The organism is Gellertiella sp. DMC107 (assembly GCF_056313605.1).
The window spans coordinates 279,700-305,265 of record NZ_JBQUZZ010000001.1 but is presented as its reverse complement, the minus strand read 5'-3'; the positions used below and the strand labels follow the sequence as shown (position 1 = coordinate 305,265).

Annotated in this window: 22 protein-coding genes and 1 other RNA gene; 19 read left to right on the top strand and 4 right to left on the bottom strand. The window is 62.8% G+C overall.

All coding sequences use genetic code 11. The features are described from left to right. Window positions 1-26 precede the first annotated feature (26 nt). From ACT54B_RS01385 to ssrA, 3 genes are all read right to left on the bottom strand, one after another. Window positions 27-233, bottom strand: coding sequence for a DUF4169 family protein (locus ACT54B_RS01385; protein WP_476042291.1), 207 nt, complete (start codon window positions 231-233; stop codon window positions 27-29). 6 nt (window positions 234-239) lie between these two features. Beyond that, entirely contained in the window at window positions 240-740 is a 501-nt protein-coding gene (locus ACT54B_RS01380) for an SspB family protein (protein WP_476043456.1), read from the bottom strand. 240 nt (window positions 741-980) lie between these two features. Further along, window positions 981-1,341, bottom strand: a transfer-messenger RNA (tmRNA) gene (ssrA, locus tag ACT54B_RS01375). Between the two features lie 322 nt (window positions 1,342-1,663). Here ssrA and ACT54B_RS01370 point away from each other — a divergent pair. Genes ACT54B_RS01370 through ACT54B_RS01355 form a run of 4 tightly spaced genes read left to right on the top strand, consistent with a single transcriptional unit; the run spans window position 1,664 to window position 6,659 of the window. Then, window positions 1,664-2,710 carry a LacI family DNA-binding transcriptional regulator gene (locus tag ACT54B_RS01370; RefSeq protein WP_476042290.1) on the top strand — a complete coding sequence of 349 codons (1,047 nt, stop codon included), beginning with the start codon at window positions 1,664-1,666 and terminating at the stop codon, window positions 2,708-2,710. A gap of 58 nt (window positions 2,711-2,768) precedes the next feature. After that, window positions 2,769-4,382 carry an acyl CoA:acetate/3-ketoacid CoA transferase gene (locus tag ACT54B_RS01365; RefSeq protein WP_476042288.1) on the top strand — a complete coding sequence of 538 codons (1,614 nt, stop codon included), beginning with the start codon at window positions 2,769-2,771 and terminating at the stop codon, window positions 4,380-4,382. Beyond that, entirely contained in the window at window positions 4,375-5,154 is a 780-nt protein-coding gene (locus ACT54B_RS01360) for an enoyl-CoA hydratase/isomerase family protein (RefSeq protein WP_476042286.1), read from the top strand. The genes ACT54B_RS01365 and ACT54B_RS01360 overlap by 8 nt, the downstream gene beginning before the upstream one ends. Next, on the top strand, window positions 5,148-6,659 hold the full coding sequence (locus ACT54B_RS01355) for an aldehyde dehydrogenase family protein (RefSeq protein WP_476042284.1): 1,512 nt from the start codon (window positions 5,148-5,150) through the stop codon (window positions 6,657-6,659). Before ACT54B_RS01360 ends, ACT54B_RS01355 begins: the two co-directional genes overlap by 7 nt. Before the next feature lie 78 nt (window positions 6,660-6,737). On the opposite strand, the gene ACT54B_RS01350 is transcribed toward ACT54B_RS01355, so the two are convergent. Beyond that, the gene (locus ACT54B_RS01350) at window positions 6,738-7,796 is read right to left on the bottom strand and encodes a LacI family transcriptional regulator (RefSeq protein ID WP_476042282.1); all 1,059 of its coding nucleotides are present in this window, start codon (window positions 7,794-7,796) and stop codon (window positions 6,738-6,740) included. A 322-nt stretch (window positions 7,797-8,118) separates the two neighbouring features. Between ACT54B_RS01350 and ACT54B_RS01345 the strand changes: the two genes are divergently transcribed. The 15 genes from ACT54B_RS01345 to hflC all read left to right on the top strand — a co-directional run bounded on the left by ACT54B_RS01345 (window position 8,119) and on the right by hflC (window position 25,445). After that, a complete protein-coding gene (locus ACT54B_RS01345) occupies window positions 8,119-9,360 on the top strand; it encodes an ABC transporter substrate-binding protein (RefSeq protein ID WP_476042279.1) in 1,242 nt (413 codons plus the stop codon). 165 nt (window positions 9,361-9,525) lie between these two features. After that, window positions 9,526-10,404, top strand: a complete 879-nt coding sequence (locus ACT54B_RS01340; RefSeq protein WP_476042278.1) for a carbohydrate ABC transporter permease — start codon at window positions 9,526-9,528, stop codon at window positions 10,402-10,404. Next, a complete protein-coding gene (locus ACT54B_RS01335; protein ID WP_476042276.1) occupies window positions 10,404-11,288 on the top strand; it encodes a carbohydrate ABC transporter permease in 885 nt (294 codons plus the stop codon). The genes ACT54B_RS01340 and ACT54B_RS01335 overlap by 1 nt, the downstream gene beginning before the upstream one ends. Window positions 11,289-11,292: 4 nt before the next feature. Further along, window positions 11,293-12,408 (top strand): ABC transporter ATP-binding protein, encoded by a 1,116-nt coding sequence (locus ACT54B_RS01330; RefSeq protein ID WP_476042274.1) that lies wholly within the window; start codon window positions 11,293-11,295, stop codon window positions 12,406-12,408. A gap of 11 nt (window positions 12,409-12,419) precedes the next feature. Then, window positions 12,420-13,925 carry an FAD-dependent oxidoreductase gene (locus tag ACT54B_RS01325; protein WP_476043454.1) on the top strand — a complete coding sequence of 502 codons (1,506 nt, stop codon included), beginning with the start codon at window positions 12,420-12,422 and terminating at the stop codon, window positions 13,923-13,925. 61 nt (window positions 13,926-13,986) lie between these two features. Next, window positions 13,987-15,642, top strand: a complete 1,656-nt coding sequence (locus ACT54B_RS01320; RefSeq protein ID WP_476042273.1) for a GMC family oxidoreductase — start codon at window positions 13,987-13,989, stop codon at window positions 15,640-15,642. Window position 15,643: 1 nt separating this feature from the next. Further along, complete coding sequence (locus ACT54B_RS01315) at window positions 15,644-15,964, top strand: Dabb family protein (RefSeq protein WP_476042271.1); 321 nt, start codon at window positions 15,644-15,646, stop codon at window positions 15,962-15,964. 45 nt (window positions 15,965-16,009) lie between these two features. After that, window positions 16,010-17,179 carry a Gfo/Idh/MocA family protein gene (locus ACT54B_RS01310; protein ID WP_476042269.1) on the top strand — a complete coding sequence of 390 codons (1,170 nt, stop codon included), beginning with the start codon at window positions 16,010-16,012 and terminating at the stop codon, window positions 17,177-17,179. Between the two features lie 42 nt (window positions 17,180-17,221). Then, the gene (locus ACT54B_RS01305; RefSeq protein ID WP_476042268.1) at window positions 17,222-19,321 is read left to right on the top strand and encodes an FAD-dependent oxidoreductase; all 2,100 of its coding nucleotides are present in this window, start codon (window positions 17,222-17,224) and stop codon (window positions 19,319-19,321) included. Then, a complete protein-coding gene (locus ACT54B_RS01300; RefSeq protein WP_476042267.1) occupies window positions 19,318-20,262 on the top strand; it encodes a sugar kinase in 945 nt (314 codons plus the stop codon). The genes ACT54B_RS01305 and ACT54B_RS01300 overlap by 4 nt, the downstream gene beginning before the upstream one ends. Window positions 20,263-20,397: 135 nt before the next feature. Beyond that, window positions 20,398-21,603 carry an arsenite efflux MFS transporter ArsK gene (arsK, locus tag ACT54B_RS01295; RefSeq protein ID WP_476042265.1) on the top strand — a complete coding sequence of 402 codons (1,206 nt, stop codon included), beginning with the start codon at window positions 20,398-20,400 and terminating at the stop codon, window positions 21,601-21,603. 90 nt (window positions 21,604-21,693) lie between these two features. Beyond that, on the top strand, window positions 21,694-22,608 hold the full coding sequence (gene thyA / locus ACT54B_RS01290; RefSeq protein ID WP_476042264.1) for a thymidylate synthase: 915 nt from the start codon (window positions 21,694-21,696) through the stop codon (window positions 22,606-22,608). A gap of 87 nt (window positions 22,609-22,695) precedes the next feature. Further along, window positions 22,696-23,235, top strand: coding sequence for a dihydrofolate reductase (locus ACT54B_RS01285; RefSeq protein WP_476042262.1), 540 nt, complete (start codon window positions 22,696-22,698; stop codon window positions 23,233-23,235). 162 nt (window positions 23,236-23,397) lie between these two features. Further along, on the top strand, window positions 23,398-24,510 hold the full coding sequence (gene hflK / locus ACT54B_RS01280) for an FtsH protease activity modulator HflK (RefSeq protein ID WP_476042260.1): 1,113 nt from the start codon (window positions 23,398-23,400) through the stop codon (window positions 24,508-24,510). Further along, window positions 24,510-25,445, top strand: a complete 936-nt coding sequence (gene hflC / locus ACT54B_RS01275; protein WP_476042258.1) for a protease modulator HflC — start codon at window positions 24,510-24,512, stop codon at window positions 25,443-25,445. Before hflK ends, hflC begins: the two co-directional genes overlap by 1 nt. Window positions 25,446-25,566: the final 121 nt, after the last annotated feature.

Genomic DNA, 25,566 nt, shown 5'->3' with positions numbered 1-25,566 from the left:
CGGACATTTCGCCAAGGGCCTGAAATTCAAGGTTTTTCAGGTGCATCTTCCGAAGCTTTTCCAAGGTGGCCCTGATCCAGCCGCTTTTCCGCCTGGTCATTCAGTGCGCGCGTGAGCGACTTTTCCGCCTTGGTGCGGCCGAAGGTCAGGCGGTTCTGTTCCGCCTGCCTTTCCTTCTCGTTTCGGGCTTTCGCCTTGCGGGCCTGACGGAGATTGACGATCTCGGCGGCCATGGCGGCTTACTGCTTCTTGCGGAAGGAATCGAGCGAGATGACGGAGGCTTCCTTCTTCTCGTCCTCCGAGGCCGGCTTGGCTTCGGTTTCGACCTTGTCCACCGGATAGGCGGTGATTTCGGCAGACTCCAGCTCCGCTTCGCCCGCGGCCGGCACATCGAATTCCATCTCGAAATTCACCGAGGGATCGTAGAAGCCGCGGATCGCGTTGAACGGAATGACCAGCTTTTCCGGCGTATCGGAGAAGGAGAGACCGATCTCGAATGTCGAATCGGTTACCTTGAGATCCCAAAACTGATGCTGGATGACGATGGTCATCTGCTCGGCATACTTGGCTTTCAGATGTTGCGAGAGGCGAACGCCCGGAGCGCCGGTGAGAAAGGTGATGTAGAAATGATGGTCGCCTGGCAGGCGGCCCGTTGCGGCAACTTCAGAAAGCACCTTTCGGATCACGCCACGCAAGGCGTCCTGTGCCAGAATATCGTAACGGATATGATCCTGCCCCATCGGTTCCTGTCTTTCCACTTGTGCCGTCCAGCAACGGCAATTTCACCTGTGTCGTAGAGCGCCGCCATCCTAAGGGCAATCCCTTAAGGAATGTGAAGACGAACGCCTCGAATTGATTCGACGCCAGAGTTTGGCGTTTTCTCATCTCAACTATGCTTTATGCCATTTGTCGCGTTTGGAAAAAACCCCTTCCGGCATGATGCAGGCACAAGGCATTGAAAAAACTTTGTGGGGAAGGTCGGTGGAGGTTTCTGTTGCCAGGTACCTCCGAACCCCGCCTCAAGGTGCTAACCAGAAGGACTTAGGTCGGGTTTCCCGCACCGCCATTAGGCAGCGAGAGCATAACCCTTAGCGTTGTTGTCGTTTGCAACTACACTTTTTGACCCGATAACGGTGGTATCATGCCGAGCACAGCTTTTGTCTTTCAATGCCAGTCGATCCCATTTCGCCCCCATCAAAAGCCGAACTGACCTTCGGTTTTTGGTGGAGGCGGCGGCTTCGAAGCCGCGTCCTGTACATCTATTGCACAAAAGGTTTAGCGCCATAGTCTCCTTGCGGAGCACTGGAACAGATAAGACAGCCGCATGACCTTTTCAAGGCGAAATCGCCGGGAGCCCCCGATTGGTTTTCCTGAGGGCGGCGGCCCCTGGCCGGCTGCCGCCTGTTTGCCCCTCGCCACTCGAAGGCATGGAGAAATCCACACAAAATATTTGGATCGATCCAAAAATTTCCACAAGCGCGATTTGCGCAAACTTGCCGGGTATCGCCGGAAAAATTAAAATAAATGATATCTGCCAAATAGATAGATGAAAATTTTCCGTCATTCAATTCCGGATTCTGTTTGCTGGGTGCCCTCTTGACGAATTTGGAACGATCCAATTATGGTGTGTTCAAGACGGGGATGAACCTCTGGGAGGCGGACGATGGCGAAAGGGCGAGTGACGGTGATCGACATCGCCCAGGCGGCCGGTGTGTCCAAGTCGACGGTTTCGCTGGTTCTCCAAGGCTCTCCTCTGGTCAATGAGGCGACGCGCGCCAAGGTGAACACCGTCATGCGCGAACTCGGCTATGTCTATAATCGCGGTGCCGCCACCTTGCGGCAGACCTCGGCCAAGTCCCGCATCATCGGCGTGGTGGTGAACGACCTGACGAACGGGTTCTTTGCCGAGCTCGCGGTCGGCGTCGACATGGTGGTGCAATCGGCGGGCTTCGTGCAGTTTCTTGCGAATACGGCTGAAAGTGTCGACCGGCAGCAGGAAGTCATCTCCTCCATGCGCGAGCATGGCATTTCCGGCCTCGTCATTTCGCCGGCGCGGGCAACGACCGCCCTCGATCTCAAGGCGGTTACCGAGGCAGGGATTCCGGTCGTGACCGCGGTTCGGAACGTGCCGGGCGCGAAGTGCTCGTCGCTGGTTTCCGACAATGCGGCTGGTACGCTTGCCGCCGTTCGCCATCTCGTCGGGCTTGGGCATCGCCGTATTGCATTCCTGGGTGGTTTTCCTGACGTGATGGTCTTTCAGGAGCGTTTTCGCGGGTATGCCGAGGGGCTCGAAGCGGCGAGCATCTCTCTTCGCGACGATTATGCCATTCCGTCGGCTGCCTCGCGGGCGGGCGGGCTTGAAGCCATCGGGGCGGCGCTTCGGCTTTCCGAGCCGCCCACGGCGGCCGTCTGTTTCAACGATGCGGTTGCTTTCGGCGCTTGCGACGGGCTGCGCGCACAGGGCATCGATCCGGGCAAGGCCTTTGCGGTGGTCGGCTTCGACGACGTGATCGAGGCGAAATCGGCGGTTCCGGCGCTGACGACGGTGTCCGTCGATCCGCAGGCCATGGGTCGCAAGGCTGCACAGCTTCTCTTGAAGCAAATCAATGCGGGCCGCGCCGAGGCGGAATCCATAACGACTGCCGTACGACTCGTCGTGCGCGAGAGCTGCGGCGCTCTGGCGCCCGAGCGGGCGAGGGGGGCAGCATGAGGACCTTTTCCAGCCCCTTCGCTGCGACCATCCCCCTGTGCGGACTGTGAGAAAGACCATGACGAAGCATATTACCCCAGCCCAGGCCGCCGCTCTTGTTCCCGATGGCGCCGTCGTTTCGGTATCTTCCTCAAGCGGGCTCGGCTGCCCTGATCTGATGTTGAAGGCCATTGGCGAGCGGTTTGCGCAAACGGGGCATCCCCGCGAGATCACCACGCTGCATCCCATTGCCGCCGGCGACATGAGCGGCATCCGGGGTGTGGACCATATTGCCCGCAAGGGTCTGCTCAAGAAAATCATCGGCGGCTCCTACCCCTCCGGTCCCTCGACCGCAGAGCCGCCGCTGATCTGGCAGATGGTGACCGGCAACGAGATCCCCGCCTATAACGTGCCGTCGGGCATTCTCTTCGACATGCACCGCGAGGCGGCTGCCAAGCGTCCGGGCGTGATCACCAAGGTCGGGCTCGATACGTTCGTCGATCCGACCCGGCAGGGTTGCGCCATGAATGCGGCTGCCGCCGCGGAACCGATCGTCGAGCGCATCGCGTTTGCCGGCGAGACCTGGCTCTATTTCCCCGCCATAGTGCCGAAGGTGGCGATCATTCGCGCCACCACGGCGGACGAGCGCGGCAACCTGACCTATGAGCATGAAGGCGCCTATCTGGGCGGGCTCGACCAGGCCCTGGCCGCCCGCAACAATGGCGGCATCGTGATCGCGCAGGTCAAGCGCATCACCAAGGATGGATCGTTGCGTCCGCATGATGTGCGGGTGCCGGGCATGCTGGTGGACTATATCGTGGTCGATCCCGACCAGAAGCAGACGACCCAGACCGATTACGATCCGGCCATTTCGGGTGAAATCCTGCGGCCGCTCTCGAGCTTCAGCGTTCCCGAATTCAATATCCAGAAAGTGATTGCCCGCCGCGTCGCGCAGGAATTGCAGGCCAACAGCTGTGTCAATCTCGGCTTCGGCATTTCGGCGAACGTGCCGCGCATCCTGCTGGAAGAGGGGTTGCACGGGGCGGTAACGTGGGTCATCGAGCAGGGGGCCGTGGGCGGTGTGCCACTGCTGGATTTTGCCTTCGGTTGCGCTTCCAATGCCGATGCCTACATGCCGTCTCCCTACCAGTTCACCTATTTCCAGGGGGCGGGTTTCGATGCGTCGCTGCTTTCCTTCCTGGAGATCGGCCGCGATGGCTCGGTGAACGTGTCCAAGCTCTCCTTCCGGCCGCATGTGACGGCGGGCGCCGGCGGCTTTGTCGATATTACCGCCCGGGCGCGCAAGATCGTGTTTTCCGGCATGTTCAATGCGGGGGCGAAGCTGGCGATCAGCGAGGGCCGTCTGGTGGTCGAGAAGGAAGGCAAGCTCCGCAAGCTCGTCAACGAGGTGGAGCATGTGACCTTCTCCGGCCGTCGGGCGATCGAGCAGGGGCAGGACATCACCTATGTCACCGAACGGGCGGTGATGAAGCTCACGCCCGAGGGGATCGTGCTGACCGAAATCGCGCCGGGGGTCGATTTGCAAAGCCATGTGCTCGATCAGGCGGAATTCCCGCTGATCGTCTCGCCGTCGTTGAAGACCATGGATCCGCTTCTGTTCGGCGAAGAGCCGATCGGTCTCTCGCTGCAGGCGAAGCCTGCCCGCCAGCTGGAGGGTGTTTTCCATGGCTAGCGGAACAGTCCGGATCGAAAAGCGGCAGCATATCGGGATCCTGACCGTCTCCCGGCCGGATAAACTCAATGCGCTCGACCTCGACATGCTCGCGGCGCTGGCATCGGCTGCCGATGCGGTGGAAGCCGATCCGGATATCCGGGTTGCGGTCCTGACCGGCGAGGGCAGGGGCTTCTCGGCCGGCGGCGATATCCGCGCCTGGGGCGGCATGCGCCCCGAGGAATTCGGCCATGCCTGGGTGCGGCATGGCCACCGTGTATTCGAACGGCTGGCGACGTTGCGCATGCCGCTGATTGCGGCCATCAACGGCCATGCCCTCGGGGGCGGGCTGGAGCTCGCAGGTGTTGCGGATATCCGTATTGCGGAAGAGCATATCCGCATCGGGCTGCCGGAAGCGGGTCTCGGCATGGTGCCGGGATGGTCGGGCACGCAGCGGCTGGTCAAGCGTTTCGGTGCACAGCTCATCCGGCGGATGGCGCTGGGCGGTGAGATTTTTACCGCGGCGGAGGCCGAGGGTCTCGGACTGGTCGATGCGGTGGTTGCCACCGGAAGCGGGCTCGACGCTGCCCTTGCCTATGCCGAGCGCATCGCCGGACGCGGCCCCGCCGCACTGGAAATCGTGAAACTCATGATCGCCTCGGCGAGCGGCGAGGATAATGGCGCAGCCGTCGAGGCGCTTGGCTCCATCCTCGCGGCCAAGACCGGCGATCTCAAGGAGGGTGTGCTTTCCTTCACGGAAAAGCGTCCCGCGCAATTCAAGGGAGAATGGTAATGACGGTTCTGGTGAACCCTACGGCGCTGGCCGGACACACGGTGCGTGATTTCGGCCTGCTGATCGACGGCCGATGGGAGCAAGGCAGCCAGGCGCCGATCGAACGGATCGCGCCGAGCCATGGCGTGCTGGTCAGCCGTGTTGCCAATGGCAGCCGGGCCGATGCGGAGCGCGCCATCCTTGCGGCCCGGCGTGCCTTCGACGACGGTCCCTGGCCGCGCATGACTGCCTCCGAGCGGTCCGCCGTGTTGCTCAAGGCGGCGGACCTGATTGCCGCGCGGGCCGAAGAGCTTGCTTTCCTCGACGCCATCGAGGCGGGAAAGCCGATCAGCCAGGTGCGCGGCGAAATCGCCGGTTCGGTGGATATCTGGCGTTACGCGGCGGCACTTGCCCGCAATCTGCATGGGGAAAGCTACAATACGCTCGGCGACGGTACGCTCGGCGTGGTTCTCCGGGAAGCCATCGGCGTGGTCTCGATCATCACCCCCTGGAATTTCCCTTTCCTGATCGTTGCCCAGAAACTGCCTTTCGCCCTTGCTGCCGGATGCACGGCGGTGGTGAAGCCTTCGGAGCTTACCTCCGGCTCGACGGTGCTGCTCGGGGAGATCCTGCTTGAGGCCGGTGTCCCTGCCGGCGTGGTCAACATCGTCACGGGCACGGGACCGGAAGTGGGGGCGGTCATGACCTCCCATCCGGAGGTGGACATGGTCTCCTTTACCGGATCGACCGGTATCGGCAAGCTGACCATGGCCAATGCGGCGCAGACGCTGAAGAAGGTCTCCCTGGAACTCGGCGGCAAGAACCCGCAGATCGTCTTCCCGGATGCGGATCTCGAAGCCTTCATCGATGCGGCGGTCTTCGGCGCCTATTTCAATGCGGGCGAGTGCTGCAATGCGGGCTCGCGCCTCATTCTCCACCGGTCCATCGCCGACGAGGTGGTTCGCCGGGTGGCCGAGCTTTCCCGCAAGGTCAAGGTGGGCGATCCGCTCGATCCTTCGGTGCAGGTGGGGGCAATCATCACGCCGCAGCATCTTGAGAAGATCTCGGGATATGTGGACGGCGCGCGCGCCGGCGGAGCGGATGTGGCCTTTGGCGGGGAGGCTCTCGATCTCGGCATGGGCCAGTTCATGGCGCCGACCATTCTGGCCGGGGTGACGCCCGAGATGGCGGTGGCGCGGGAGGAGGTCTTCGGCCCGGTTCTCTCCGTGCTGACCTTCGAGACGACCGCGGAAGCCGTCGCGATTGCCAATGCGGTCGACTATGGCCTTTCGGCCGGTGTCTGGAGCCGGGACTTCGACACGTGCCTGACCATCGGACGGAAGGTTCGGGCCGGTACGATCTGGATGAACACCTTCATGGACGGCGCTTCGGAACTGCCCTTCGGCGGCTTCAAGCAATCCGGTCTCGGCCGGGAACTCGGCCGCCACGCGGTCGAGGATTATACCGAGACCAAGACTTTGAACATGCATATCGGCGCACGCACCGGATGGTGGGTGCCGCGCTGAGAAAGCGGCATTCTAGAGAGTGGAAAGGAGGTGGCGTTCATGACGGTAAAGACAGGGCAGACACGACGCCTCCGTGCGTCACAGGGGCTCGGATCCGGGCGTCGCATGCGGCTTCAGGAGCACTTGCAGACTGGCCGGATCGGTGTCCGGCCGGGCAATCCGCTTGAGCAGGACCCGACCCAGCATTTCTCCGGCCTCGGTCAGATCCTCGTAGATGGTATCGACACGGGGCTGCACGTCAGAAAGCAGGCGGGACGTCTGTTTGGCGACGATGTCGAATTCCCGCCCCAGCGTCCAGCCGCCTTCGTTCAATCCGGTGATGGCGGCAAGAGCCGAAACCTCCCCGGGACAGACGAGGCCGTCGGGCGGCTCGGGGTTCTGAAGGCGGCGCCGGAAATGGTCGCGCACGACGCCAGCCGTGGAATCGAGATTGATGTCCTCGGAAATTTCATGGGCCACGCCGGCCTCGCGCACCGCAGTCATGAAGCCGTGGAGCATATGCTGGCTGAAGGTCAGTCGCTTCAGTGGCAGCATGATGGTGAGCTTGCGGCGGCCCTTTGCTATCAGGCGGCGGGCCGCCTCGTAGGCGAAGGTGAAATTGTCGTAGTCCACATAGGCATGCGGCGTGGTGAATTCGGTGCGACCATGGCTGACGAAGGGGAAGTCCCGCTCGATCAGCAGGCGGACGCGCGGATCGAGAACCTCCGTGCGGGTAAAGATGATGCCGTCCGCGAGATTGTTGCGGATGATATAGTCCACCGCCTCGACATTCGAGGTTTGCAGAAAGTTGGGCATGACGATCAGGTGATAGGGCGTGCCCTGCAACGCGGTCGTGAGGCCATAGAGCAAAGAGGTACCGAAACCGAGGATTTCCTCGTGCGGATCGAGCAGCACGCTGATGACGTTGGTGCGACCGGTCTTGAGGCGCTGCGCGGCCCTGTCGGGCGCATAGCCGAGCCGGTCGGCAATCTCGCGCACCCGTTCGCGTGTCGCCTGGCTGATCAGCGGATCGTCCGCAAGCGCCCGCGAAATCGTGGCAACGGCCAGGCCGCTTGCCTCGGCAAGGGTCTTCAGCGTCGGTTTTCCGGACCGCTTCGCCTTCTGGTTTCCCGCAGAACTGATTGTCGTCTTGGCCACTGTCGACCGGTCTCCCCTGATTTCGGTCGAACGTTAACCCGGACCGCGGTGCGCGACAAGCCACTTGCTCGGAAATTTGAAACGTTTCAATTACAGTCGGTGTCGGCGGATTGTTGCGGGAAGCGGTGTAAATCAGCACATAATGGGCGTTGAACTGGCGGTGCAAGGAGGCGAGGGAGTTCTTGACATCGCAAATTTGTAACGTTTTAAATACAGCGGGCACTTTGGTGCACGACGGACTGGCCGCCTCCGGAACCGGTGGCCGAGAGGAATATGACAGGGAAGCGCCCTGCATGACGAACTTGCTACCAGGGAGGAAACCATGCGCAAGTTTTTGATGACGACGGCAATGGCATTGACGATGACGGCCGGCGCGGCCACCGCTGCGGAAAATGTGGAGGTTCTGCACTGGTGGACGTCCGGCGGTGAGGCTGCCGCACTGGACGTGCTGAAGAAGGATCTGGAGTCCAAGGGCATTTCCTGGACGGACATGCCGGTTGCCGGCGGTGGCGGTACGGAAGCCATGACCGTGCTGCGTGCCCGGGTAACCGCGGGCAATGCTCCGACCGCGGTGCAGATGCTTGGCTTCGACATTCTCGACTGGGCGAAGGAAGGTGCGCTCGGCAATCTGGACGAAGTCGCCGCCAAGGAAGGCTGGGACAAGGTGATCCCGGGCGCCCTGCAGAAATTCTCGAAGTATGACGGCCACTGGATTGCCGCACCGGTCAACGTGCATTCGACCAATTGGCTGTGGATCAACAAGGCCGCCCTCGACAAGGCCGGCGGCAAGGAACCGCAGAACTGGGACGAGCTGGTTGCCATGCTCGACAATTTCAAGGCGCAGGGCATCACCCCGATCGCTGCGGGCGGCCAGCCCTGGCAGGACGCGACCCTCTTCGACGCGGTCGTGCTTTCGCTCGGCGACGACTTCTACAAGAAGGCCTTCATCGATCTCGACTCGGCAACGCTCGGTTCCGACCAGATGAAGGAAGCCTTCAACCGCATGACGAAGCTGCGCTCCTATGTGGACGACAACTTCTCCGGCCGCGACTGGAACCTGGCTTCTGCCATGGTCATCGAAGGCAAGGCCGGCGTGCAGTTCATGGGTGACTGGGCCAAGGGCGAATTCGTGAAGGCGAAGAAGGTGCCGGGTCAGGACTTCGTCTGCATGCGCTTCCCCGGAACGCAGGGCGCAGTGACCTTCAACTCCGACCAGTTCGCGATGTTCAAGATTGCGGAAGACAAGGTTCCGGCCCAGCTCGCCATGGCTTCGGCCATCGAGAACCCCACCTTCCAGTCTGCCTTCAACGTGGTGAAGGGCTCGGCTCCGGCCCGGACCGACGTTCCGAACACCGCCTTTGACGATTGCGGCAAGAAGGCCATGGCCGATCTTGCCGATGCGGACAAGAACGGTCGCCTCTTCGGCTCGATGGCCCATGGCCATGCCAACCCGGCGGCGGTGAAGAACGCCATCTATGACGTGGTCACCCGCCAGTTCAACGGCGAGCTTTCTGCCGATGATGCCGTGAAGGAACTGGTGGCCGCTGTCGAAGCCGCCAAGTAAGCGCATCGGATGCCGCGGGCGGCGGGGGAACGTCTTGCCCCGCCCGCGGTGTCCTTCCTGATCCAACCTTTCGCGTCGTCTTTGCTGCTGTTCACAGCCCCGGTCCGCAGACCGGCCGGGCGGCGAAGAGGCGTATTCCCAGATCGTCGGGAAGGGGAACGAGCCATGCCCACACGAAACCGGTTGCAGGATCTGCTGCCGAAGATCGTCCTGGCCCCGAGCTTCGTCATTGTCGTGCTGTTCGTCTATGGCTTCATTGCCTATACGGGCTATCTGTCGATGACCGACAGCAAGATGCTGCCATCCTATAATTTTGTCGGCTTCGCCAATTATCAGAAGCTCTGGGCGCTGCCGCACTGGTGGCGGGCCGTGACCAATCTGGCGATCTTCGCCTCCCTCTACATCGTGATCTGCTCGGTGCTCGGCCTGTTCCTGGCCATCCTGCTCGACCAGAAGATCCGGGGTGAGGGCGTGTTGCGCCCGATCTATCTCTATCCGATGGCGCTCTCCTTCATCGTGACGGGCACCGCCTGGAAGTGGTTTCTCGATCCAGGCATCGGGCTTGAGAACACCATGCATCTCTGGGGCTGGGAGAGTTTTTCCTTCACCTGGATCAAGGACAGCAAGATGGCGATCTACTGCGTGGTGATCGCGGCGGTCTGGCAGTCCTCCGGCTTCGTCATGGCCATGTTCCTTGCCGGGCTTCGCGGCGTGGACACGGAGATGATCCGCGCGGCGCAGGTGGATGGAGCGACGCCCGTGACGATCTATCGCCGGATCATCATTCCGCTGATGCGGCCCGTCTTCCTGTCGGCCTTCGTGGTGCTCGCTCATCTTGCGATCAAGGCCTATGATCTGATCGTGGCGCTGACCGGCGGGGGTCCCGGCCAGGCAACCGAACTGCCCGCCACCTTCATGTATTCCTACACCTTCACCCGCAATCAGATGGGTATCGGGGCCTCCTCGGCCATGATCATGCTGGTGATGATCTTCTCGATCATCGTGCCTTATCTCTATTCCGAACTTCGCGGGGGGAAACGCTGATGAGTGGCGGACAATCTTCCGACAATGCGATCTCGCACGGGCTTTTGACCCGCGCCCTGATCTATACGGCGCTCTTTTTCTTCGCGCTTTACTATCTGCTGCCGCTCTACGTGATGGTGGTGAATTCGCTGAAGCCGCTGGAGGAAATCCGCGAGGGCGGCATGCTCAGCCTTCCGAAGACCCTGACCATCGAACCTTGGCTCGCCGCCTGGTCGACGGCGCAGATCGGCGTGCAGCCGACGGGCCTGAAGCCCTTCTTCCTCAATTCGATCCTGATGGTGGTACCCGCCGTGGCGATCTCCACGCTGGTCGGCGCGCTGAACGGCTATGTGCTGACCAAGTGGCAGTTTCGCGGCTCGAACATCTTCTTCGGCCTGCTGCTGCTGTCCTGCTTCATTCCGTTCCAGATCGTGCTAATCCCGATGGCGCGCATTCTCGGCATCATGGGGCTTGCGGGGTCCATCTACGGGCTGATCTTCGTGCATGTGATTTACGGTCTCGGTTTCACCACGCTCTATTTCCGGAACTATTACGAGAACTTCCCGAACGAGCTGGTACGGGCCGCGCAGATCGACGGGGCGAGCTTCTTCCAGATCTTCCGGCGCATCCTGCTGCCGTCCTCCGGGCCCATCATCGTGGTGTCGGTCATCTGGCAGTTCACCAATATCTGGAACGACTTCCTGTTCGGGGCGTCCTTCTCCGGACCCTATTCGACGCCGATGACGGTTGCGCTGAACAACCTCGTCTCGTCCTCCACGGGCGTCAAGGAATACAATGTCCATTTCGCGGGCGCGATCCTTGCGGCCCTTCCCACTCTCATCGTCTACATCGTGTCGGGCCGCTATTTCGTGCGCGGTCTGATGTCGGGCGCCGTGAAAGGTTGATCCCATGTCCTTCCTGAACATTTCCCATCTGCGCAAGTCCTACGGCTCGCTCGAAATCCTCAAGGACATCAATATCGAGATCGAGGAAGGCGGCTTCCTGGTGCTGGTCGGGCCGTCCGGTTGCGGCAAGTCCACCCTGCTCAACACCATAGCGGGGCTCGAGCCGATCACGTCCGGCGAGATCTTCATCAATGGCCGCAACGTGGCGGGGCTGGCCCCTTCCGAACGCGATATCGCCATGGTGTTCCAGTCCTATGCGCTCTATCCGAACATGACCGTTGCCGGAAACATCGCCTTCGGCATGGAAATCCGCAAGGTGCCGAAGGCCGAACAGGAAAAGGCGATCCGCACGGTCTCCGAGATCCTGCAGATCGGCCATCTGCTCGACCGCAAGCCGAGCCAGCTTTCCGGCGGCCAGCGCCAGCGTGTGGCCATGGGCCGGGCGCTGGTGCGCAATCCTCAGGTCTTCCTGTTCGACGAGCCGCTCTCCAATCTCGATGCCAAGCTGCGCGTCGACATGCGCACCGAGATCAAGCGCCTGCACCAGCGGATGAAGACCACCATCGTCTACGTGACCCACGACCAGATCGAGGCGATGACGCTGGCGACGCGCATCGCCGTGCTGAAGGATGGCGTGCTGCAACAGTTCGGACCGCCGGACGAAATCTACAACAACCCTGCCAACATGTTCGTGGCCGATTTCATGGGCTCGCCGTCCATGAACCTGCTGACGGGCCGCATCGAGGCGGAGGGCGAGGGGCTTTGCGTCCGGCTTGCCCAGGGCGAGGGCGGTTCGATGATTCTTCCGGTCGCGCCCGAGAAGACGGCGCTTCAGGCCTTCAAGGACAAGGAGATCGTTTTCGGCATCCGTCCGGAAGCGCTCACCGATCCCGATGGTGCGGACCGCAATGCCCGGCTGGTCGCGGTGCGGGATTGCCCCATCGAGGTGGTGGAACCTGCCGGTTCCGATACCTTTGCGGTCACCCGGCTTGCCAACCGGGAAGTGGTTGCGCGGCTGCGCGCCGACGCCCGCATTGCCCCCGGCCAGACGGCGAGCCTCGCCTTCAATCTGGATAAAGCCGTGTTCTTCGATCCGAAGTCGCAGGAAAAGATTGCCTGAAAGACCGGATGATGGACAGCAATCCCGACATTCTCATCATCGGCTCCGGCATTGGCGGCGCGACCGTGGCGGCGGGCCTGGCTCCTTCGGGGGCCTCGATCCTCCTCCTCGAGGCGGGCGACCATATTCCGGACCAGCCGGAAAACCGCGATCAGCGCGCGATTTTCCAGCGCGGCCATTTCCGGCCGAAAGAGACCTGGTACGAGAAGGACGGAAGCGGCTTCAATCCCGGCAACTACTATAATGTCGGCGGGAATTCGAAATTCTACGGGGCCGTTCTTTCCCGCTATCGTCAGGAGGATTTCGAGGAGTTGCGGCACCGTGAGGGCGTGTCGCCGGCATGGCCCTTTGCCTATGATGTGCTCGAACCCTGGTACAGTGCCGCCGAGCGTCTCTATCAGGTGAGGGGGGTGACGGGCGAGGATCCGACCGAGCCCGTCCATTCGGGAACCTATCCGCATCCGCCCGTGCCGGACGAAGCGCCGGTGGCGGCGGTGCGGGCGCGGCTGAAGAAGGCCGGAATGCATCCCTTCTCGCTCCCCCTCGGCGTCGATATCGATCGCTGGCTGAGGCGCGCGCCCACCGGCTGGGACGCGCATCCGAATTCTGACGATGGCAAGATGGATGCGGAAACCACGGCCCTCAGGGCAGCGCTTGCCCATCCGAATGTCCGCCTGCAGACCCGTTGCCGGGTTGTGCGTCTCGAAGCGGAGGCGGATGGCCGGATTTCGGGCGTGATCTACGAGCAGGCGGGCGAACGTAAACGGCTCAGCCCCCGTTTGACGATTCTGTCTGCGGGGGCGGTCCAATCGGCGGTGCTTTTGTTGCGTTCGGCAAGCGACCGGTTTCCGGCGGGCCTTGCCAACCGGTCGGATCAGGTCGGCCGCAATTTCATGAACCACAATTCGTCCGCCGTCATCGCGATCGCGCCCTGGTACCGGAACGATGCGATTTACCAGAAGACCTTCGGTTTCAATGATTTCTACCTTTCGGACGGCAAGGGCGGGCCGCCGCTCGGCAATGTGCAGCTGCTGGGGCGGGTGACGGGGAAGATCCTCAAGGCGCAGTTGCCGCGTGTGCCGGAATGGGCGCTCGACCGTCTCGCGGCCCATTCGATCGATTTCTACGCGATGAGCGAGGATATCCCGCATCCGGAAAGCCGGGTGATGGTCGATGGCGAGCGGATCGTGCTGCAATGGCACCGCACCAACTGGCAGGCGCATCTCGATCTCGTCTCGCGGCTGAAAGGCGTGCTGCGGTCCATCGGCTTTCCGCTGGTGCTGTCGCGTGCCTTCGACAAGCGCACGCCCTCCCACCAGTGCGGAACGGTGCGCATGGGCACCGATCCCGCGACGTCACCGCTCGATCCCCTCTGCCGGGCCTTCGATCACCGCAATCTGTTCGTCGTGGATGCGGCCTGCCTGCCGACATCGGCAGCGGTCAATCCGGCCCTCACGATTGCCGCGCAGGCCCTGCGGGTCGCCGACCATATCCGGCGAGAGGAACTGAAATCATGAAGGCGGCGAAAATCCGCCGCGCGCGGGAACAGTCTCCCGCCGACATCACAGGGTGAAAGCCATGGCTTTTGACTATATCATCACCGGCGCGGGGCCTGCGGGTTGCGTTCTCGCCAATCGCCTGACCGAAGACCCCGACGTCCGGGTGTTGCTTCTGGAGGCCGGGGGCAGCGACTGGAACCCCTTGTTCCACATGCCGGCCGGCTTTGCGAAGATGACCAAGGGCGTCGCCAGCTGGGGATGGGAAACCGTACCCCAGAAGCACATGAAAGGCCGGGTGCTGCGCTACACGCAGGCCAAGGTCATCGGCGGCGGCTCCTCCATCAATGCCCAGCTCTATACCCGCGGTAATGCTCGGGACTACGATCTCTGGGCGCAGGAAGAAGGATGTACGGGCTGGGACTATCGCTCGGTGCTTCCCTATTTCAAGCGCTCGGAAGACAACCAGCGCTTCTGCGACGATTATCATTCCTATGGCGGGCCGCTCGGCGTTTCCATGCCCGTATCGGCCCTGCCGATCTGCGATGCCTATATTCGGGCCGGGCAGGAACTGGGCATTCCCTACAATCACGATTTCAACGGCAAGCAGCAGGCGGGGCTCGGTTTCTACCAGCTGACCCAGCGCAACCGGCGCCGCTCTTCCGCCTCGCTTGCCTATCTGTCGCCGATCCGCGACCGCAAGAACCTGACGATCAGAACCGGCGCGCGCGTGTCGCGCATCGTGCTGGAGGGCAGCCGCGCCATCGGCGTCGAGGTGGTGGGCAAGGGGGGCCTGGACATGATCCGGGCGGAGCGGGAGGTGCTTGTCACATCAGGCGCCATCGGCTCGCCGAAGCTCCTCCTGCAATCCGGCATCGGTCCGGCGGATCATCTCCGCGCGGTGGGCGTCGAGGTGAAGCACGACCTCGCGGGCGTCGGGGGCAACATGCAGGATCACCTCGATCTCTTCGTCATCTCGGAATGCACGGGCGACCATACCTATGACGGCGTTGCAAAGCTCCACCGCACGCTTTGGGCCGGTCTGCAATATGTGCTGTTCCGCTCCGGCCCCGTGGCCTCCAGCCTCTTCGAGACAGGCGGCTTCTGGTATGCCGATCCGGACGCCCGGTCGCCGGACATCCAGTTCCATCTGGGACTCGGTTCGGGCATCGAAGCGGGCGTCGAGAAACTGAAGAATGCGGGCGTGACACTGAATTCCGCCTATCTTCACCCCCGCTCGCGCGGCACGGTGCGGCTGCGCTCCGCCGATCCTGCCGCTGCCCCGTTGATCGATCCGAATTATCTGGCCGATCCCCATGATCGCAAGATGTCGATCGAAGGGCTCAAGCTTGCCCGGGAAATCATGCAGCAGGCCGCGCTGAAACCCTTCGTTCTGGCAGAGCGGCTGCCGGGTCCCAAGGCCGTCACGGACGAGGACCTCTTCGATTATGCCTGCGCCAATGCCAAGACCGACCATCACCCGGTCGGCACCTGCCGGATGGGCACGGGCGAGGATGCCGTCGTCGGTCTCGATCTCAAGGTGCGGGGGCTCGAGGGGCTGCGGGTCTGCGACAGTTCCGTGATGCCGCGCGTGCCCTCCTGCAACACCAACGGGCCGACCATCATGATGGGCGAAAAGGGCGCCGACATCATTCGCGGCCTGCCGCCGCTGCCGCCGGCCATCTTCCAGCACGAACGAAACGACACACGGCCTCGCGCCCGCAAGGAGATCCATTGAGATGATCCGTCACTGCGTCTTCATCCGCTTCCGGGCAGGCACCACCGCCGTGGAAAAGAGCGAAATCTATCGGGAAATCAGTGCGTTGAAGGGACGTCTTGCCGGCCTTCTGGCCGTGCATGTCGGCGATAATGTCAGCCCGGAAACCGGCATGGACAAGGGGTTTGCCGAGGGATTCATCGTGGATTTCGACGGGCCGGCGGCGCGGGATGCCTATCTCGCCGATCCCGAACACCGGGCCACGGGCGCGAAGATCGTGGCGGCAGCCGAAGGCGGGATTGCCGGCATCTTCGTCTACGACCTCGAAATCGCCGGCGGCTGATCCCGCCCGTTGCCGCAGGGATTGACAGCTTCAGGGAGAGTGCAGATGCGTGAAATCAGGGTGGCCATCCTCGGCGCTTCGGGATGGATGGGGAAGGTTCACACCATGGCCTTCCAGACCTTTCCTCATTATTTCGGCACGGCGGGCGGAACGGCGCGCATCGCCGTGCTGGTCGATGCCAATCCGGCTCGCGTCGGAGAGCTTCGGGCCAAGGTGCCCGGTGCCCGCATCGTCGAGGACTGGCAGGCGGCGATTGCCGATCCCGAGATAGATCTCATCGATATCTGCCTGCCGGATAAGCTGCATTACCCCGTTGCCAAGGCTGCCCTTCTCGCCGGCAAGCATGTCTTTTGCGAAAAGCCGCTGGCCGACAGCGCGGTCGAGGCGCGGGAGCTGGCGGATCTTGCCCGCGAACGCGGGCTGATCAACCGGGTCGGCCATGCCTTTCCGCGCAACCCCGTGCATGACATCGCCCGCGATATCATCGCGTCCGGCGAGATCGGCGAGATCACCATGTTCCGCGGTTGCCAGCATGTGGACGTGTTCGGCGATCCGCACGCGCCTTTCATGTGGCGGGCGGATGGTCAGCTGGCCCCTACGGGCATCGTCGGCGATACGGGCTCGCATGTCTTCAGCTTCATGGAGTTTCTGGTCGGCCGCGTGTCGTCGCTGGTGGCAGAAACCTTTGTCACCACGCAGAGACGCCCCCTCATCTCTGGCCTCGGGATCGGCGAGACGGTGGCATTGACGGGTGAGGAGGCCACGGCCGAAGTGACCAATCCGGATGCGGGTCAGGTTATCTGCCGGTTCGAAAACGGAGCGCGCGGCATCGTCGATTTCAGCCGGGTCGCAACCGGGCGGAAGTTCATGCAGACCTACGAGGTCTACGGCACCCGGGGCAGCCTTGCCTATAATTATGACGAGATCAACCGGCTGCGCTTCTATTCGAATGACGACAGGGCCGGGCGGGCGGGCTTTCGGGCTATCGATGCCGGGCCGGAAAACCCGAATTACCGGGCCTTCCTGCCGCTGCCGAATTTCGGGCTCGGCTATAATGAAACCAAGATCATAGAGGCGGCGGAGGTCGTCCGGTCGATTGTCAGCGGCACGAACATGTGGCCCACCTTCGAGACGGGACATCACATCTGCCAGATCGTCGATGCCTGCATGGAGTCCTCCCGCCTGCAGCGCTGGGTGGACATTCCGCCCGGCTGACGCCGAGGTTCCTTTCTTTCCTGCGCATGAATGGCCGAAACCATGACAATCGATGTACCCCAGCACATTCTCGACGAACTGACCGACGTGGACATGCCGCGCCTGCCGCGCGAGCGGGCGCCGGATGAAATCCTGATGCTGACCGGCATGGAAGTGCCGGTCTATCGCAGCGGTTGCGTGATCGTGGGATCGGGAGCCGCCGGATTGCGGGCCGCGATCGAGCTCAAACGGCGCGGCGACAATGTGCTCGTCATCAGCCAGAGCGCCTGGGGGGGCACGTCGGCCTGCTCCGGATCGGACAAGCAGACGCTGCACACGGCCAATACGGCGGATCAGGGCGACAATTTCAAGGCCATGGCCCGGGCCATCCGCGATGGCGGGTCGATGGACGAGGATACGGCTTACGTGGAGGCTGTCGGTTCGCCGCGCATGATGGCTTCGCTGCAATATCTCGGTCTGCCCCTGCCGCAGGAAAGGCTTGGCGGCACGCTTCGCTATCAGACCGATCATGACGAGGTCGGACGGGCCACCAGTTGCGGCCCGCGCACGTCGCGGCTGATGGTCAAGGTGCTGGCCGAGGAGGCGCTCCGCCTCGGTGTCCCCTTGCTCAACCATACGACCGCCGTGAGCATCCTGACGGAGGGCGAGGGGCGCGACCGGCGCATCCTCGGCATCATCGCCATGCGCGCCAACGACCGCTCGGACGACAACCCCTTCGGGCTTTCGCTTTTCCCCTGCGCGGCGCTGGTTCTCGCGGCCGGCGGTCCGGGCGAACTTTATCGGGACAGCGTTTATCCGAATGGCTGTTTCGGCTCGCTCGGGCTGGCGCTGGAAGCCGGCATCGAGCTGGTGAACCTGACCGAAAGCCAGTTCGGGATCGGAACCCGTCGGGAAGGGTTTCCCTGGAATCTGTCCGGCACCTATGTGCAGGCGATTCCGCACGTCTATTCGGTGGATTCGAAAGGGCGCGAGCATCATTTCCTGGGAGACTATTATCGCACGACACAGGAGCTGGCGTCGAACCTCTTCCGCAAGGGCTACCAATGGCCTTTCCATGCGACCCGCATGCTGGATTTCAAATCCAGCCTCGTCGATCTGGCGATCTACCGGGAGACGGCTGCCGGGCGGCGGGTCTTCATGGATTTCAACCGGAACCCCCTGCCGGTGCCGGGGGATGCGGCCTTCGACCTCGCGCGGCTGGATGACGACGTGCGGACCTATCTCGGCCATGCCGGCGCATCGCAGGCGCTGCCCATCGACCGGCTTCGTCAGATGAACCCGCTCGCGATCGAACTTTATCGCCGGTACAAGGTGGATATTGCGCGCGAACCGCTCGAATTTGCCGTCAACAACCAGCACATGAATGGCGGCATCATGGTGGATGTCTGGGGCATGACCAACCTGCCGGGCTGCTATGCGGTCGGCGAGGCGGCGGGCATCCATGGCGTGACGCGGCCCGGCGGTTCGGCGCTGAATGCCGGTCAGGTCTTCGGTACCCGCGCCGCCGAACACATAGCCGCGAGCGGTCGGGCGAAGGCGCCCCTTTCCGGCGAGATCAGCACCATTGCCGAGCGTCGCATCCGTGAGATCCTGGCTCTTCTGACACGGGACGGAGATAATACGATCAAGGCCGTTCGGGCGGAAATCCAGGCGCGGATGAGCGACCGGGCCGGCCTGATCTGTGACGCGGAGGGTGTCCGCGCGGCACTGGCGGAGGCTCGTGCCCTGCTCGACCGGTTAGAGCGCGGGGGCATGGCTTACAGCCGCCCTTCGGAAGCGGCCCGGGCGCTGCAATGGCGTCATATGGCGCTTGCTTCCCATGCGGTTCTGGCAGCGCTTCACCACTATATCGAGGCGGGCGGCGGCAGCCGTGGCGCTCGCGCCATCTGCGATCCGGAAGGAGAGGCGGTGCCGGTGACCCGCAACGGGCCGCTCGAAGCCTTCCGCTTCCGCACGGAAAAAGCGGATCACAAACAGGAGCAGATCGTGGTATCGGCGAGGGGTGACGGGCTTGAGATCAGGACCCGGCCGATCCGGCGCTTCGATGAAGGCGCCCGTTCCTTCTTCGAGCGGGACTGGCCGGACTGGCTGACGGGCCGGATCTATGACGGTGCCGTCGGACAGGAAGGACACAGGACATGAAGCTCATCTCGGATCGGCTGGTTTCCATCGGCGAGGCCATGGTCGAACTCGCGCCGGAGGGCGACGACCGCTACCGGCAGGGGTTTGCGGGCGATTGCTTCAACACCATCTGGCATATGGGCCATCTCCTGGCCGACAAGGCCCGGTGCGGTTTTGTCACCACGTTGGGGACGGACCGGTTTTCCGAGCGTTTCGTGCGGGAAATGCAGGCCGATGGGCTCGATACGTCCGGAATCATGCGCGACGAAACGCGCACCATGGGGCTATATCTGATCGAACTCGATGGCGCAGAGCGCAGCTTCCACTACTGGCGGAAGGATTCCGCCGCGCGGCGCCTGGCCGATGATCCGACAGCCCTTGAACGCGCGCTGGCGGACGCGGCGCTTGTGCATGTTTCCGGAATCACGCTGGCCATTCTGGACGCGCCGGGACGTGACCGGCTGTTTTCCGCGCTTCGTTCTCTCCGCCAGAAGGGCGCGATCGTCACCTTCGATCCAAATGTTCGCCCGAGGCTGTGGGCCTCGACCGAAGAATGCCGGGAGACGCTGCTGCGCATGCTGGGCCTGACGGACATTGCCCTGCCGAGCTTCGATGACGAGGCCGCGCTCTGGGGCGATGCCGGGCCCGAGGCGACGCTGCACCGCATGGCGGCGCTCGGCATTGCCGAAGCGGTCGTCAAGGACGGGTCGAAGCCGGTGCATGTGTTGAGCGAGGGGACTATCTCTTCCTTCGAGACGCCTCCGGTGCATGCCCTGCGGGACACGACGGGTGCGGGCGATTCCTTCAATGCCGGCTATCTTGCCGGGCGGTGCCTGGGCCGGGATATGGCCGGGGCGGTGGCGCTCGGCCAGAGACTGTCCGGCATCGTCATCGGACATCTGGGCGCGCGGGCGGACAAGCCGGCATTGCATGCCTTGCGACAAGCCGAAAAGATCGCCTAGGCTCCGCCGCGGCGTCCGAATAGGATCCTCCCCGATGCTGCTGTTCCGATTCTCGGGGCAGGGGCGTCTGGTGCTTTCCCCGCGATTCCCGCGCAAGCGGGACAGCGGGGCGTGGTGACGCGGTGGGCCTTGAGGATGAATGACAACAGGACGCTATCGCTTGCCGGACTGATCGGGCTCGGAACCACCCAGATCATCGGCTACGGAACACTCTATTATGCGTTCAGCGTCCTCGTCCCCGATATGGCCCGCGACTTCGGGCGTTCGGAACAATGGATATTCGGGGCATTTTCGCTTTCCCTGCTGATCGGCGGATTCGCCGCTCCGCTTTCGGGCAAGCTCGCCGACCGTTTCGGCGGGGCGCAGGTGATGGCGGTGGGCTCGGTGGCTGCCGCCGCCGCGCTTTGCCTCACGGCTTTTTCAAACGGCGCCTGGAGCTTCGTTCTCGCGCTTGTCGTGATGCAGGTGGTTTCCGCGACCGTCCTTTATGCCAGCGCCTTCACCACCATCGTGCAGGTGGCCGGGCACCGGGCGCAAACGTCCATCGTCCATCTCACCCTGATGGCCGGCTTTGCCTCGACCCTCTTCTGGCCGATCACCTCCTATGCCCATACGGTGCTCGACTGGCGGCAGATCTATCTGATCTTTGCGGGGATCAATCTTTTCGTCTGCGCCCCTATCCATCTGGCCTTGCCGATGCTTGCCCGCCGTGGCCGGCCGGGGGCTCCCGGACGCGCCATTCGCGCCGAGGGGCCTGCCCCTTTCCCGCCCGCCAAAAGGCGACTGGTCGGTCTGCTGATGATGGCGGGCTTCGCCATCGAAGGCTTCGCGCTCTCCGCCATGCTGGTGCATGTGGTGCCGCTGATGCAGTCGCTGGGGCTTGGCAAGAGCGGACTTTTTGTCGTGTCGCTGTTCGGCCCTGCCCAGGTGGCCAGCCGTCTCGTCAACCTGCTTTTCGGACAGGCGCTGCGTCAATCGACCCTTGCGGTGCTTTCAGCGATCTTCCTGCCGGTCGGGCTGGTGGTGCTGCTGCTCACCACGCCGTCGCTGCCGGGCGCCATCCTCTTTGCAATCTGCATGGGGCTCGGTTCGGGCCTCACCAGCATTGTCAGCGGCACGCTGCCGCTCGAACTGTTCGGCCGGGACGGGTACGGAAAGCTCATGGGCTGGGCCACATTGGCAAAGCAGATCCCGGCGGCAATCGCACCCTTCGCACTGTCCGTTTCGCTGGCGGGAGCGGGGACCCGTGTTTCCCTCTGCGCGCTGATCGTGACCGGGCTCATCGCAGCCGCCGCGTTCCAGGGCATACGGTCGGCGGCCGATGGACGGCAGGCTGACTGAGGTCACCAAAAGCTCTGGATGGAACAACTGGTTGTTGGACATGACCGTATGCGGGCTGTATGCCTTTTCGAAATGCATGAGGAGGACGCCATGAGACATCCCGAGGAACAGTATCTCGATATTGTCCGGCATCTTCTGGAAAAGGGCGACCGGCGGATCGACCGCACAGGCGTGGGCACGCTATCGATGTTCGGCGCCATGATGCGTTTCGATCTTTCGGATGGCAGCTTGCCGATCTTCACGACGAAAAAGGTCTTCTGGAAAACCGCGGTCAAGGAAATGCTGTGGTTTCTGACGGGCCGTACGGACCTGCAATCGCTGCTTCAGGAAAACATCCGCATCTGGACCGACTGGCCGCTTGCCAAGTACCGCAAGGCAACCGGCGAGGCGATCTCCCAGGAGGACTTCGAAGCTCGCATTCTCGCCGACGATGCCTTTTCCAGAAAATGGGGCGATCTGGGGCCGATCTATGGCAAGCAGTGGCGGCGCTGGCTGGATGCCGACGGGCGCGAGCACGATCAGGTTGCGACCGTTATCGAGACGCTTCGGTCGAACCCGTCCAGCCGCCGGATGCTGTTCCATGCCTGGAACGTGCCGGAACTGGACAGCATGGCGCTGCATCCCTGCCATATGACCTACCAGTTCCACGTGGCGGGCCTGGGCGATGCCGGACGCAAGCCGCGTCTTTCGCTTATGGTGCTGCAACGGTCCTGTGACATCCTGCTCGGGGCGCCTTTCAACATCTGTCAGCAGGCCGCGTTGCTGGCGATGGTGGCCGGGGTGGTTGCTATGGAGCCCGGCGAACTCATCTGGGCGGGCGGAGACGTGCATCTTTACCTCAATCATCTGGAGCAGGCGCAGGAGCAGGTTTCACGGCAGCCCTTCGTGTTCCCGAAACTGACGCTCGCGCGTCGACCCGACAGCATCGATGGCTACCGGATCGAGGATTTCGAGGTTTCGGATTATCGCTCGCACGGGCGGATCGATGCACCGGTCGCGGTCTGAGACAGGCCTGATATGCGTCCATTTCACATTTGATTCAGCGGTCTCGTCCGCTACATAGGCTCCAGAATTCCGGTAGGGAGAGAGACCATGCAAAATGCAACAGGCCCGCAGCCACTGGAAATCAGCTTCGTGGTGGCCATTGCCGAGAATGGCGTCATCGGCCACGAAGGCGATCTGCCCTGGAAGCTTTCCTCTGATCTCAAGCGGTTCAAGGCCCTGACACTCGGGAAACCGGTGGTGATGGGCCGCAAGACCTATGCCTCCATCGGCAAGCCCCTGCCGGGACGGGAAAACATCGTGATTACCCGCGATACCGGATTTTCCGCAGAGGGGGTTCATGTCGTCCGCTCCATCGACGAGGCCCTGGCGCTCGGCGAGGGGCTGGCACGGCGCGATGGCGGGCATGAAGTGGCGGTCATCGGGGGAGGGCAGATCTATGCCCAGACGCTCGATCGGGCGACGGTCCTTCATGTCACCCATGTGGAGCAGGCCCTCGAAGGGGATACGCGCTTTCCGCCCATCGACCCGACCGTGTGGCAATCCGGCGCCGAGGAGCACGTGCCGGAGGGGCCGAAGGATATCTATCCGACCCGCTTCGTCAGCTATCGCCGCCGTTCGGTCGCTTGACCGCGAGGGCGCTTTTTCGCTCGGACCGGCAGGATAATCCTCGGTGCGGCGATTAGTTTTGGCCCGGCGCGTTGAAAGCGTGGCGTGCGATACCTATAAGGAATGTCAAGTTGCGGTGGCTGCGGCCATCGTGCACTTTTGGATCATGTCGAAGAGGTTTTGATGCCCTGGAGCAATCAGAATGGCGGCGGCGGCCCATGGGGCGGCGGCGGCGGTGGTGGAAATGACAAGGGGCCGTGGGGCCAGGGGCCGAACCGGCCGCGCGGCGGCGGTGGCGGACCACCGGATCTGGACGATATCATCCGGCGCGGTCAGGACCGTTTGCGCGGCGTCGTTCCCGGAGGCTTCAATGGCGGCATGATCGTCATCGTTCTGGCCATAGCTGCGGTCTTCTGGCTCATCCAGTGCGTTTACACCGTCCAGCCGGACGAACGCGGCGTGGAGCTGCGTTTCGGACGCCCCAAGGACGAGGTTTCGCTTCCCGGCCTGCATTTCCATTTCTGGCCGCTGGAAGGCGTCGAGGTGGTGAAGATCACCGAGCAGCAGCAGAATATCGGCGCCAAGGCCAGCTCCGGCACCTCGACGGGCCTAATGCTGACGGGCGACCAGAACATCGTCAATGTTCAGTTCTCGGTCCTGTTTACGGTCAGCGATCCGAAGTCCTTCCTGTTCAACCTGGAAGAACCGGTCGAAACCCTGCAGCAGGTGGCCGAAAGCGCCATGCGTGAAGTGGTCGGTCGCCGTCCTGCACAGGACATTTTCCGCGACAACCGCCAGCAGATCGCGCAGGAGGTCAAGACGACCATCCAGTCGACGATGGACCGGTACCGGTCTGGTATTTCGGTCAATGCCGTGGCCATCGAGGATGCCGCACCCCCGCGTGAGGTCTCCAATGCCTTCGACGAAGTGCAGAGGGCCGAACAGGACGAAAGCCGGTTCATCGAACTCGCCAACCAGTATACCAACCAGCAGCTGGGTCAGGCCCGCGGCCAGGCTGCACAGAATGTCGAAGAGGCGGCCGCCTACAAGGACCGCGTCGTCAAGGAGGCGCTTGGTGAAGCGGCCCGCTTCACAGCCATCTTCGAGCAGTACAAGAATGCGCCCGAAGTCACGCGCAAGCGGCTGTATCTTGAAACCATGGAGGGCGTTCTGAAGAACTCCAAGCGTATTGTGGTCGATGGCCAGCAGGGTGTCGTTCCCTATCTGCCGCTCAACGAGTTCGCCAAGCCCGCCACCACCGGCCAGGGCCAGGCACAGGGTCAGGGAGGCAACTGATGAACAGCAACCGTCTTCCCCTTATCCTGGGCGCGATCGCAGCCTTCATTCTGGTCGCCTATTCCTCGGTCTTCGTGGTCAATGCCCGCGAGCAGGCGCTCGTCTTGCGTTTCGGCCAGATCCGCGACGTGAAGAAAGAGCCCGGTATCTACTTCAAGCTGCCATTCGCCTTCATGGAAGCTGACCGCGTGCAGTATATCCCCATGCAGGCCCTGCGCTTCGTGCTGGATAACATCCGCGTGCAGGTCAAGGGCGGCAAATTCTACGAGGTGGATGCTTTCGTCGTCTACCGCGTGACCGACGCCCAGCGTTTCCGCGAAACCGTTTCGGCCGACCGGGAAGCAGCGGAAGCCCGCCTGCGCACCCGTCTCGACGCTTCGCTGCGCCGGGTCTACGGTCTGCGCGATTTCGACGCGGCGCTCTCCGATGCCCGCGTTTCCATGATGAACGAGGTGAAGCAGGATTTGCTCGCCGATGCCCAGTCGCTGGGTATCGCCGTCGAGGACGTGCGGATCCGGCGGACCGACCTGACGCAGGAAGTCTCGCAGCAGACCTATGACCGCATGACAGCCGAGCGCCTTGCAGAGGCGGAATTCATCCGGGCCCGCGGCAAGGAAGAAGGCCAGCGCCGTCGCGCCAAGGCTGATCGTCAGGTGGTCGAGCTCGTCGCCGATTCCAGCCGTGAAGCGGAAATTCTCCGCGGTGACGGCGATGCGGAGCGCAACCGCATCCTCGGCGAGGCCTATGGCAAGGATCAGGCGTTCTTCGAATTCTACCGCTCGATGCGTGCCTATGGAAACTCTGTCGGTCAGCCCGGGACGACCATGGTGATCAGCCCGAATTCGGAGTTCTTCCGCTTCTTCAACGATGCCAACGGCGCTCCGATCGCGGGTGCTCCGGCACCGGTCGAAGGGCAGGTTCCGCAGCAGCAATAAGGGCGCGACCCGCAGGGCGGCTCTCGGCAAAAGATGGGGCGCGGCAAAATTCTGCCGCGCCCTTTTGCCATCAGACGAATGGGCGGCGCCGTTCCGAGGGTGGAAGAGTGCAATTCCCTCC